Source organism: Enterococcus casseliflavus (genome assembly GCF_029215545.1).
Taxonomy (GTDB): Bacteria; Bacillota; Bacilli; order Lactobacillales; family Enterococcaceae; genus Enterococcus_D; species Enterococcus_D casseliflavus.
In genome coordinates, this window is the sequence record NZ_CP119393.1 from 1,170,759 (window position 1) to 1,182,261 (window position 11,503).

14 protein-coding genes and 1 other annotated feature (1 of these 15 running past the window's edge) are annotated in these 11,503 nt (G+C 44.1%); of the genes, 13 read left to right on the plus strand and 1 reads right to left on the minus strand.

The genetic code is table 11. From position 1 onward, the window contains the following. Window positions 1–5 precede the first annotated feature (5 nt). The 4 genes from P0G38_RS05740 (at window position 6) to P0G38_RS05755 (ending at window position 2,176) form a co-directional block, all read left to right on the plus strand. Window positions 6–215: a YqgQ family protein gene (locus tag P0G38_RS05740; protein ID WP_005229394.1), complete on the plus strand. Its 210-nt coding sequence runs from the start codon at window positions 6–8 to the stop codon at window positions 213–215. Beyond that, a complete protein-coding gene (locus P0G38_RS05745; protein ID WP_005229395.1) occupies window positions 215–1,186 on the plus strand; it encodes an ROK family glucokinase in 972 nt (323 codons plus the stop codon). Before P0G38_RS05740 ends, P0G38_RS05745 begins: the two co-directional genes overlap by 1 nt. 83 nt (window positions 1,187–1,269) lie before the next feature. Then, window positions 1,270–1,671, plus strand: coding sequence for a rhodanese-like domain-containing protein (locus tag P0G38_RS05750; RefSeq protein WP_005229396.1), 402 nt, complete (start codon window positions 1,270–1,272; stop codon window positions 1,669–1,671). A gap of 148 nt (window positions 1,672–1,819) precedes the next feature. After that, entirely contained in the window at window positions 1,820–2,176 is a 357-nt protein-coding gene (locus P0G38_RS05755) for a DUF488 domain-containing protein (protein WP_275854378.1), read from the plus strand. Window positions 2,177–2,232: 56 nt separating this feature from the next. Here P0G38_RS05755 and P0G38_RS05760 read toward each other — a convergent pair whose 3' ends face one another. After that, window positions 2,233–2,400, minus strand: coding sequence for a DUF3042 family protein (locus tag P0G38_RS05760; protein WP_017144401.1), 168 nt, complete (start codon window positions 2,398–2,400; stop codon window positions 2,233–2,235). A 150-nt stretch (window positions 2,401–2,550) separates the two neighbouring features. Here P0G38_RS05760 and P0G38_RS05765 point away from each other — a divergent pair, with 150 nt between their 5' ends. From P0G38_RS05765 to argF, 9 genes are all read left to right on the plus strand, one after another. Then, window positions 2,551–3,708 (plus strand): galactokinase, encoded by a 1,158-nt coding sequence (locus tag P0G38_RS05765; protein WP_010749309.1) that lies wholly within the window; start codon window positions 2,551–2,553, stop codon window positions 3,706–3,708. 41 nt (window positions 3,709–3,749) lie between these two features. Continuing rightward, on the plus strand, window positions 3,750–4,748 hold the full coding sequence (gene galE / locus P0G38_RS05770; protein ID WP_005229400.1) for a UDP-glucose 4-epimerase GalE: 999 nt from the start codon (window positions 3,750–3,752) through the stop codon (window positions 4,746–4,748). Window positions 4,749–4,751: 3 nt separating this feature from the next. Next, window positions 4,752–6,236: a UDP-glucose--hexose-1-phosphate uridylyltransferase gene (galT, locus tag P0G38_RS05775; RefSeq protein ID WP_275854382.1), complete on the plus strand. Its 1,485-nt coding sequence runs from the start codon at window positions 4,752–4,754 to the stop codon at window positions 6,234–6,236. A gap of 31 nt (window positions 6,237–6,267) precedes the next feature. Continuing rightward, window positions 6,268–7,248, plus strand: coding sequence for a LacI family DNA-binding transcriptional regulator (locus tag P0G38_RS05780; protein WP_275854385.1), 981 nt, complete (start codon window positions 6,268–6,270; stop codon window positions 7,246–7,248). 264 nt (window positions 7,249–7,512) lie between these two features. Continuing rightward, on the plus strand, window positions 7,513–8,238 hold the full coding sequence (gene tsaB, locus P0G38_RS05785; RefSeq protein WP_010749312.1) for a tRNA (adenosine(37)-N6)-threonylcarbamoyltransferase complex dimerization subunit type 1 TsaB: 726 nt from the start codon (window positions 7,513–7,515) through the stop codon (window positions 8,236–8,238). Then, window positions 8,222–8,764: a ribosomal protein S18-alanine N-acetyltransferase gene (gene rimI, locus P0G38_RS05790; RefSeq protein ID WP_005237007.1), complete on the plus strand. Its 543-nt coding sequence runs from the start codon at window positions 8,222–8,224 to the stop codon at window positions 8,762–8,764. Before tsaB ends, rimI (P0G38_RS05790) begins: the two co-directional genes overlap by 17 nt. Next, on the plus strand, window positions 8,757–9,230 hold the full coding sequence (gene rimI, locus P0G38_RS05795) for a ribosomal protein S18-alanine N-acetyltransferase (protein ID WP_005229417.1): 474 nt from the start codon (window positions 8,757–8,759) through the stop codon (window positions 9,228–9,230). The genes rimI (P0G38_RS05790) and rimI (P0G38_RS05795) overlap by 8 nt, the downstream gene beginning before the upstream one ends. Then, a complete protein-coding gene (tsaD, locus tag P0G38_RS05800; protein WP_015510054.1) occupies window positions 9,223–10,242 on the plus strand; it encodes a tRNA (adenosine(37)-N6)-threonylcarbamoyltransferase complex transferase subunit TsaD in 1,020 nt (339 codons plus the stop codon). Before rimI (P0G38_RS05795) ends, tsaD begins: the two co-directional genes overlap by 8 nt. Window positions 10,243–10,379: 137 nt before the next feature. Then, complete coding sequence (argF, locus tag P0G38_RS05805) at window positions 10,380–11,393, plus strand: ornithine carbamoyltransferase (RefSeq protein ID WP_275854391.1); 1,014 nt, start codon at window positions 10,380–10,382, stop codon at window positions 11,391–11,393. 79 nt (window positions 11,394–11,472) lie between these two features. Then, window positions 11,473–11,503 (plus strand) — a binding site (T-box leader) (it continues 163 nt past the right edge of the window).

Genomic DNA, 11,503 nt, shown 5'->3' on the forward strand with positions numbered 1-11,503 from the left:
GTTAAATGGAAACGTTATATGACGTACAACAATTACTGAAACAATTTGGTGTTTACGTATATGTCGGCAAGCGGATCTACGATATAGAACTGATGCAAATCGAGCTGAAAAACTTTTATGACAGTCGCTTGATAGATCGGGATGTATATCTGACTGCCCGGCGAATTCTTACGCGGGAGCATCGAATTGAAGAAAGCCGGGAGGAAAACAAGTGATGGACAAAAAAATCATCGGAATTGATTTAGGCGGAACAACGGTGAAATTCGCTATTTTAACGAGCGAAGGCGAGATTCAGCAAAAATGGAGTATTGACACCAATATTCTTGATGAAGGCTCACATATTGTGCCAGAAATCGTGGCATCGATCAATCATCGCCTAGAATTATATGGCTTACAGCCAGAAGCATTTATCGGTATTGGTATGGGGACACCAGGAAGTGTCGATCGTGACAAAGGAACCGTCATCGGTGCCTACAATCTGAACTGGAAAACACTTCAGCCAGTCAAAGAACTGATTGAAAAAGGCACAAAAATCCCCTTTGCCATCGATAACGATGCCAATGTAGCAGCTTTAGGTGAGCGCTGGAAAGGGGCAGGGGATAACAATCCTGATGTCATCTTTATCACACTAGGTACAGGTGTTGGCGGCGGTATCATCATGGAAGGGCAATTGCTTCATGGGGTTGCTGGTTGTGCTGGAGAAATCGGTCATATCACTGTTGATCCTGAAGGGTTTGAATGTACTTGCGGCAAACGTGGTTGTTTAGAAACGGTTTCTAGTGCGACGGGTGTTGTGCGAGTTGCTCGACAGTTGGCAGAAGAATATGCTGGCGATTCGGCATTGAAACAGCAGCTGGACAATGGGGAAGATGTTTCAAGTAAAGATATTTTTGAAGCGGCTCAAGCAAACGATCCATTTGGCTTGATGGTCGTTGATAAAGTGTGCTTCTACCTTGGGTTGGCATGCGGAAATTTAGGAAACACATTAAATCCATCAAGTATCGTTTTAGGTGGAGGCGTATCAGCAGCCGGTGAATTTTTACGTGAACGGGTTGCTGCCTACTTTGCTCAGTTTACCTTCCCACAGGTAACGGAAAGTACCGAAATCAAATTGGCAGAACTTGGGAATGATGCCGGTGTGATCGGGGCAGCATCATTAGCTTTGCAATTTGCAGCAAAAGCTTAGATGCCAAGCTGCTAGGCAATGATACATTCAAGCAGCATAAATCAAAAAAAGAATGATTGTTACAATAGAGAGGAATAGAAGAAATGACACCAATTATGTGGCTAAACTTGGTTTTGGGATTAATCATCTTAGCAATCGCTTTGAACTGGGCGTATTTTCAAATCATGGGACGCCGTTCAGCAACGATCATCTCAGAAGATGAATTCAAAGCAGGAATGAAGAAAGCCCAAGTGATCGATGTTCGGGAAAAAAATGAGTTTGACAGTGGACATATTTTAGGGGCGCGTAATATTCCTTTTACTGTTTTGACGAATTCCTTCAGCGCATTTCGTAAAGATCAACCGATCTACTTATATGACACGCGTAAATCGTTGAGTATTCGCGCAGCGAATAAATTACGTAAAGAAGGCTTTACCAATGTCTATATCCTAAAAGAAGGATATGAAGGCTGGAGCGGCAAGACGAAAAAGAAAAATAGTTTATAAAACAGAGAACTCAAGGCAAAAGAACACAAGCAAATTTGAATGAGTGACGAAACACCAAACGGAGTGTTTCAAGTAAGTCATTGTTCAATTTACATTGTGGGCTTTTGCCTTTATTTGAACTTAGGTCTATCAATAAGGAGAGTGTGCGTTGATCAAGCGAAAAAGAATTTATGAAGCGGCGGAAACGATAGATGGCTATCGGGTATTGGTGGATCGCATCTGGCCTAGAGGGATGAAAAAGGAAACAGCTCAGATCGATCTATGGCTCAAAGCAGTCGCACCAAGTACTGAATTGCGCAAATGGTTTGGGCATGATCCTGAACGTTTTGATGCGTTTAAAGACCGCTATCTACAAGAATTAGAGAAAGCGCCCGCTAAAGATGCCTTGGCACAGTTAAACGCGTTGGTTGCTGAACAAGAGACCGTTACCTTACTATACGGAGCGAAAAATGAAGAACAAAATCAAGCCGTGATTTTGCAGGACTTACTGAAGAAGGAAGAATGATTACCTAAAAGAGCCGCCAGCCTATTGAAGGCTGACGGCTCTTTTGTAGCAAATGATTAACGGGCAACGCTTTTACGCATCGCACGTTTCCGTTTTTCATCATGATCCGCTTGTTGTTCATCAATTGGATCAATCACTTGTTTCTTGACCGTCATAACAACACTTGCAGCTGCAGCAACCGTTGCGACTGTTCCTACTAAAAATCCTGAAAGAAATCGTTTCATCATTAAACACCTCGCCTTTAGTTATAGGTTCATTATGAATGAAAACGGAAAAAATATCAAAAAAAATCACTTTTGGGATTGAAAACGCTTGAAATAATTTAGTAAATATTTTACAATAAGTTTACTAAAAAGAAAGTGGGAGTGAGAGAAATGGAGCAATTGCAACAGATATTTATTGATAAATTTGGAACAGAAGGCACAGGCATGTATTTTGCACCAGGGAGAATCAACTTGATCGGTGAACACACGGATTACAATGGCGGTTATGTTTTCCCGGCGGCGATCACATTAGGGACGTATGCAGTAGCGCGAAAACGTGAAGACCAGTTGATCCAACTCTATTCGGAGAACTTTCCAGAAAAAGGCGTGATCTCCTTTTCGTTAGATGAGCTGGATTACCGAAAAGAAGATGATTGGACAAACTATCCGAAAGGGGTCGTTCGTTTCCTAAAAGAAGCGGGGCAAGTGATCGATCGAGGCTTTGACATCGCTTTTTATGGCAACATTCCGAATGGCGCAGGTCTTTCTTCTTCGGCATCGATTGAATTGCTGACGGGGGTTTGTCTAAAAGATCTCTTTGATTTAACCCTGACGACCTTGGACTTAGTTAAAATCGGCAAGAAAGTCGAAAATGAGTTTATTGGCGTTAACTCAGGGATCATGGATCAATTTGCGATCGGAATGGGTCAAAAAGACCATGCATTGCTTTTAGATACGAACACTTTAAATTATGAAGTCGTACCAGCGGCATTTGGCGATTATGTCGTAGCGATCATGAATACCAATAAGCGACGCGAATTGGCTGATTCTAAATACAATGAACGACGTGCAGAATGTGAAGAAGCATTGGCTCGTTTGCAAAAATCATTAGCCATTGATTCATTGGGCGCATTAGACGAAGCAACCTTTTTTGCAAATACAGCATTGATCGATGATCCACGCTTGATCAAACGGGCGAAACATGCGGTGACGGAAAACCAACGGACATTGAAAGCAAAAGCTGCTTTGACTGCTGGTGATCTTGAAGAATTCGGCCAGTTATTAAATGCCTCCCATGCTTCATTGCGAGATGATTATGAAGTGACAGGGCATGAACTAGATACACTAGTCGCAGCCGCTCAAGCGCACCCTGCTGTTCTAGGTGCGCGGATGACTGGTGCGGGCTTTGGCGGTTGCGGGATCGCATTGGTCAAAGCAAGTGAATGGGCTGATTTCGAAGCGTCAGTCAAAGCAGCCTATTTAGCAGAAATCGGCTACGCAACCGACATTTATCAAGCAAGTATTGATGATGGTGCACGAAAACTGTAGAATAAGAAACGATGAAGGAATGAAGAAAGAAGGCTGAAAATATGGCGATTTTAGTATTAGGAGGAGCCGGCTATATCGGTTCTCATGCAGTCGATCAATTGATCGAACAAGGAAAACAAGTCGTTGTCGTTGACAATTTGCTGACAGGACATCGCCAAGCGATCCATCCAGCAGCAACCTTTTATGAAGGAGATATTCGCGACAAAGCATTTTTACAATCGGTATTTGAAAAAGAAACGATTGATGGCGTGATTCACTTTGCTGCCAGCTCTTTGGTGGGAGAATCTGTGGAAAAACCATTGAAGTATTTCAACAATAATGTGTATGGGATGCAGGTCCTCTTAGAAGTGATGAAGGAACATCAAGTGAAACATATCGTCTTTTCCTCTACAGCAGCAACTTATGGGGAACCTGACCATAGTCCAATCACGGAAGAAACCCCAACAAATCCTAAAAATCCATATGGCGAAAGCAAGTTGATCATGGAAAAAATGATGCGTTGGTGCGATGAAGCCTATGGAATGAAGTATGTCGCATTGCGTTATTTCAATGTGGCTGGCGCGAAGTCGGATGCTTCGATCGGTGAAGACCATGATCCAGAAACACACTTAGTACCGATCATCTTGCAAGCTGCTTTAGGACAACGCAAAGAAGTCGCGATTTTTGGGGAGGATTACGATACTCCAGATGGTACTTGTGTTCGCGATTATGTCCATGTCGAAGATCTGATCGCTGCTCACCTGTTGGCATTAGAATATTTACAAAAAGGCAATGAGAGCAATGTCTTCAATTTAGGCAGCAATCATGGGTACTCTGTGAAAGAAATGGTGGAAGCTGCTCGCAATGTAACGAAAAAAGAGATCCCAGCCAGAGTGGCGCCTCGCCGTGCCGGTGATCCAAGTACCTTAGTGGCATCGAGTGAAAAAGCACGAAAGGTTTTAGGCTGGAAACCAGTCTATACCGACGTCGAAGCAATCATCGAGACTGCTTGGAATTGGCATGTCAGCCATCCAAATGGGTATCAAGGTCAGGAGGAATAACCAATGACGATCAGCCAAACAATCAGCGATTTCGTCACTTTAGCAATCAAGGCTGGCGGCTGGATGGAAATGGATCGTATTTATTTGCAAAACCGAATACTAGCCATGATCGGGGAAGCTGTTTTTGAGCCCAGCGAAATTCGTTCTGTCGATCGGTCCTCCATTGATTTGATGGACGAGCTGGTGGCATGCGCTTTGAGCAATCAGCAAATTGGCGATTCTCACGCAGAAAGAGAAATCTTTGAAGCACAGTTGATGGACTTTTTGACGCCACCGCCTTCAGTAGTCAATGCTTTTTTTGCGCAGCATTATGCCAATGATCCTAAAGAAGCGACGGATTATTTCTTTGAGCTGTGCCGTCAAAATGATTACATCAAGACTCGGGCCATCGCAAAGAATATCGTGTTCCCAGTTGATACCGAATATGGGGAGATCGAGATCACGATCAATTTATCAAAACCTGAAAAAGATCCCAAGCAAATAGCGAAAGAAGGAGCTGCTGCTTCTGTAGATTATCCGAAATGTCTGTTGTGTTTGGAAAATGAAGGCTACCAAGGACGAGTCAATTATCCAGCGCGGACCAACCATCGGATCATCCGCATGAATTTGGATAATGAAGCATGGGGCTTTCAATATTCGCCCTATGCCTACTACAATGAGCATTCGATTTTTCTCTCTTTAGAACATCGTCCTATGAAAATCAATTTGCAAACCTTCGCTCGCTTGTTGCAGATCATTGAAGTGATGCCGCATTATTTTGTCGGGTCCAATGCCGATCTGCCGATCGTTGGGGGTTCGATCTTGTCTCATGACCATTATCAAGGAGGACGGCACACGTTTGCCATGGCAAAAGCGCCGATCGAGCAACGCTTTTCTTTAACTGGTTTTCCTGATGTCGCTGCGGGGATCGTGAAGTGGCCAATGTCGGTGATACGACTACAAGCGAAAAACAAACAAAAATTAGCCGCTGCTTGCCAATATGTGTTAGCCCAATGGCAACAGTACTCAGATCCAAGTGTTTCGATTAATGCCTTTTCAGAAGATGGAACGCCTCATCATACGGTGACACCGATCGCACGCAAGCAAGGAGAGCTGTTTGAAATGGACTTAGTCTTGCGGGATAATAATGTTTCTAAAGAACATCCTGACGGCATTTTTCATCCGCATCAAGAAGTGCAGCATATAAAAAAAGAAAATATTGGATTGATTGAAGTCATGGGCTTGGCAGTTCTCCCGCCACGTTTAGCTCCGGAACTAGAAGAAGTGACTGCTTATCTATTGGATCAGCCCAATCAAATCGCGGCATACCATATTCCTTGGGCAGATGCGATCAAAGCCCAGCACCCAGAATGCAATGCCGATAACGTGTCGCAGATTTTGCGTAATGCATTAGGGGAAGTCTTTACGCAAGTATTGACGCATGCAGGCGTCTTCAAGCGAGACCAGACAGGGCAAGCGGCCTTTGCTCGCTTTATAGCTACTTTATAAAAAAGTTCCCCGCAAAAAAGGAGGCTGGAAGATGGCAACGATCAAAGATATTGCACAACAGGCTGGCGTCTCGCCAGCCACTGTATCACGGGTGCTGAATTACGATTCAGAATTATCGGTCAGTTCTGAAACCAAAGAGAAAATTTTTAAAGCCGCAGAAGCACTCAATTACACAAAACATAAAAAGAAGAGTCAGCCGGAAACCAGTAGTATGCGCTTGATCCAATGGTTTGATACCGAGGAAGAATTAGCAGATCTTTACTACTTAGCGATCCGTATCGGGATTGAAAACAAAACCGAAGAATTAGGGATTCGTTTGCTGAAAGAACCCTACGAAGGATTGACTGATACCGCAGTCGATGGAACGATTGCACTAGGAAAATTCGATGATCACCAGATTCGACAATTGAAAAAAAGCCAATCCAATTTGTTGATGGTCGATTTTGACGCATTGGCTCAGGGCGTCAATTCTCTGGTAGTGGACTTTCAACAAGCGGTGGATTTAGTGATCGATGACTTTATTGCAAAAGGCCACCAAAAGATCGGCTTGTTATCAGGCGTTGAGTTTACCAAGGATCATCACCAAGAAATCGAAGACCCTCGGCGCCGGATTTTTGAGGAACGGCTACGTCGGTTGAAGCTGCACCACCCGCAATATCACCTCAGCGCACCGTTTACAGTAGAGGGCGGTTATGAGGCGATGAAAGAGTATTTGCAGCAAAACAAAGAGTTGCCAAGTGCTTTATTTGCTTCCAGTGATGCCTTAGCGATTGGCGCTATGCGTGCTTTGCAAGAAAAAAACATCAAGATTCCTGAGGAGATCGCAATTATCGGCTTCAACGATGTCAGTGTTGCAAAGTACGTCTTTCCGACGCTGTCAACCATCAAAGTTCATACGGAATGGTTGGGGGAACTGGCAGTGACGACCTTGCTGGATATCATTACGAATGCAGCACCCGTTCCTCGCAAAGTTACGATCGCAACGGAACTGATTACGCGTCAATCCTCCTAGCAACCAGTTGAATCACCGAAGGATGTCGTTACACACGTCAACTGAGTTTTAATGGAATAACAAAAAAATGACTATCGTCTTACCCGAACCTTTAAACAGCCTCGTCGGTTTGCAGCTGCAGCCGTGCTTGCTTTTTTCAAAGGTTCGGGTATTGTTGTCCTATTGTTTTTTTTCTAAACGCAGGCATCTTTTGGGAGACTTGGTTGGGCATTTGATTAGAATATGGTAGAATATGAGAGAGTTTTTTGAATGGGGAGAAGAAAGATGAAAACATTAGCGATTGATACCTCAAACCAGACACTGGCGGTTGCGGTGGTCGATGGTCAAGAAGTGTTGGGACAAAGCCAGACGATGGCGATCAAAAACCACAGCACAGCATTGATGCCTGCCATTGATGGATTGATGCAAGCGGTGGGGATGGCACCTAAAGAGCTGGAGCAAATCGTTGTTGCGAAAGGTCCTGGTTCGTATACAGGTTTGCGAATCGGCGTCACAACAGCAAAAACGCTGGCGCAAACATTGAACATCCCGCTGATTGGTGTTTCTAGTTTGAAAGCAGTCGCTGCCAATTGTGTGGGCGTATCGCAAGTGATCGTGCCGTTGTTTGACGCTCGCCGTCAAAATGTCTACGCAGGTGCCTACCAATGGCATAATGGGACCTTAGAAACAAGGATCAAAGACCAGCATATCTCACTGTCTGAATTATTGACCCAGTTAAAAGCAGTCGATGGTCAAGAAGTGCTATTTGTCGGCGCCGATACCATCAAATTTAAAGACATGATCGAGGCGGAACTGCCGACAGCCCATATCAATCAAGTATCGTTATGGAATTACCCGAATGGCGTTGTTTTAGCTGCTATTGCGAAAGAAGAAGCGCCGGTCGCTTCGATCCATGATTTTGTACCAGACTATTTAAAATTAGTTGAAGCCGAAGAAAAATGGTTAGCCTCGCATGAACCGGGAGTGGATGCCTATGTTGAAAAAATTTAAAACGATGACGGGAAAGCTGGCTCTTTTCCGTCAGATTCAATACCCAGAGCGTAAAAAAGAGATACGAGGGGAAACGTACGTTGTTCGTGAATTAGTCGGAGATGACATTAAAGAGCTGCTGCAGGTGGAGCGTCTCGTGTATGCTGGGGAACTGCCTTGGACCAAGAGCGCCTTTTTGTCAGAGCTTTATTCACGGGTCAAACATCTTTATTTGGGCATCTTGCATAATGAGCGGATGATTGGGTTTATCGGGGTGCGGATTTTAGGCGCTGATGCCCATATCACCAATATCGCGATCATTCCTGATTATCAAGGAAAAGGGATCGGTTCTTTCTTGCTAGGAGAAATCGAACGTTATGCACGGAAAAACAAATGCGACCGTTTGACATTAGAAGTGCGCCTGGGCAATCGTGATGCGCAACGTTTGTATCGGACCCTCGGGTTTGTTTCACAGGCGATCAAAACGGCGTACTACACCGAAGGCAATGAAGACGCATTGGATATGGTGAAATTTTTAAATGACTAACGAACAAGCAGATCAAACGATCCCGACACCGCAAATGCTCTGGTCATTGGCAGATCAGAGCTATCCCTTTGGCTCGCCTTGGAATGTGCAGCAATTTCAACAAGATTTGCAAAACAGCAACAGTCGCTATTTGTTCCGTTATGGAAAAACCAATCAAGAGCTGATTGGGTTTCTCTGTTTTCAGCAAGTGCTGGATGAAGCAGAGCTGTTTAATGTAGCGGTTTTACCAGCGTATCAAGGTCGTGGTTTGGCGAAAGAATTGTTGAAGCAAATGGAATCGCTCGTGGAACAAACCGATGGTCGGCGCATCTATCTTGAAGTGCGTGTGTCGAATTTGCAAGCACAAGCTCTTTATTTACGTATGGGCTATACAGTCATCGGTCGTAGAAAAAAATATTACAGTCATCCAGAAGAGGATGCGTTGATTATGGAAAAGAAAGTAGGCGGACAAAAATCAAATGAATGAATTGATTTTAGCCATTGAAAGCAGTTGTGATGAAACCAGTGTGGCAGTGATTAAAAACGGCGACACCATTTTAAGTAACATTGTTGCTTCGCAGATCAAGAGCCACCAGCGCTTCGGCGGTGTCGTACCAGAAGTCGCTAGTCGTCACCATGTCGAACAGATTACTTTATGTATCGAAGAAGCATTGACACAGGCCGACACCCAACCTGAAGAGTTGTCAGCTGTTGCTGTTACCTATGGTCCAGGGTTGGTTGGGGCACTGTTGATTGGGCTGTCTGCAGCAAAAGCCTTTGCCTGGGCCCACAGCTTACCGCTGATTCCGGTCAATCACATGGCAGGACATATTTATGCAGCTCGCCTAGTGAAGCCATTGGTTTTTCCTTTAATGGCATTATTGGTCAGCGGTGGCCATACCGAATTGGTGTATATGGCAGAAGATGGCTCTTTTGAGATCATCGGTGAAACGAGAGATGATGCCGCTGGTGAAGCCTATGACAAAGTCGGTCGTGTTCTGGGTTTGCCTTATCCTAGTGGGAAAGAAATTGATCGCCTTGCGCATCTAGGCAGTGATACGTATCACTTTCCTCGAGCAATGATACAAGAAGATAATTTTGATTTTAGTTTCAGCGGCTTAAAGAGTTCCTTTATCAATTTTGTGCATAATGCACAGCAAAGAGAGGAAGCTTTGTCAGTAGAAAATCTAGCAGCTAGTTTCCAAGCCAGCGTTGTCGAAGTATTGGTTCACAAAACGTTGCGGGCATGCCAAGCTTATCCTGTAAACCAGCTGATCGTTGCTGGGGGAGTCGCGGCGAATCAAGGCTTGCGTGACGCTTTACAAAAAGCGATGCAGGAATTGCCGGAAGTGGAATTGTTGATTCCACCGTTGCGTCTTTGCGGAGATAATGCGGCCATGATTGGTGCCTATGCCCATGTTGCGTTGAAAAAGCAGCGCTTAGCAGATCTTTCATTGAATGCTGATCCAAGTGTCAGCTTTGCCCATACGATTTCTTAAGATGATTGCACCTAAGATCCGTTCTTAGGTGTATTTTTTTAGTTTCTTTATGAGCAAACAGAAGATTTTGTTGTATTTTATTTCATTATTTGATATCATAATGTATAATTATTAGTTAATTGGAGGGCGGGTATGCAATGACATCGGTTTTTAAAGGACGCAGTTTTTTAGCAGAAAAGGATTTTACAAAAGAAGAACTACAATATTTGATTGATTTTTCCCAGCACTTGAAAGGGATGAAGGCCAACAATCAACCACATCGCTACTTAGAAGGAAAAAATATTGCACTTCTGTTTGAAAAGAATTCGACACGGACGCGAGCAGCCTTTACGGTTGCAGCGGTGGATCTGGGGGCACATCCGGAATTTTTAGGGGCCAATGATATTCAGTTGGGGTCTAAAGAATCTGTTGAAGATACCGCCAAAGTATTCGGCCGCATGTTCGACGGGATCGAGTTTCGCGGCTTTAGTCAACAGGTTGTCGAAGATCTGGCCAGCTATTCAGGCGTACCTGTTTGGAATGGCTTAACGGATGAATGGCATCCAACGCAAATGATTGCTGACTTTTTAACCATTCAAGAAAACTTCGGTGAGCTGACTGGCTTGACCATCGCATACTGTGGGGATGGGCGCAACAATGTCGCTAATTCTTTATTAGTGACCAGTGCGATTTTAGGGGTCAATATTCATGTCGTCACTCCGAAAGTCTTGCAGCCAGAAGCAACCATCATCGCACAGGCACAAGCCTATGCCAAGCAATCGGGCGCAAAGATTTTGGTGACTGATGATGTGGATCAAGGTGTTCTAGGCGCTGATGTCGTGTATACCGATGTTTGGGTATCAATGGGTGAAGAAGAAAAATTCCAAGAGCGGATCGAACAGCTGGTGCCGTATCAAGTCAACCAATCGTTGATGAAAAAAACACAAAACGATCAAGTGATTTTTATGCATTGTTTGCCAGCATTTCATGATGATCAGACCACGTATGGCAAAAAAGCAGCGCAGGCGTATGGAATTTCTGAGATGGAAGTCACTGATGAGGTCTTTCGCAGTAAGTATGCCCGTCAATTTGATCAAGCCGAAAATCGTTTGCACTCAATCAAAGCGATCATGGCAGTGACTGCTGGAGATCTATTTATTCCTAAAGTATAAAATAATTTTTTTTGAAAATGCCAAAATCTCGCTAGCCAAACAAACATTTCTTTGCTATACTTTCTGGGAAGTAAATAGCCTTGATTTGATGAAACAAGAGAAGTAGCGAT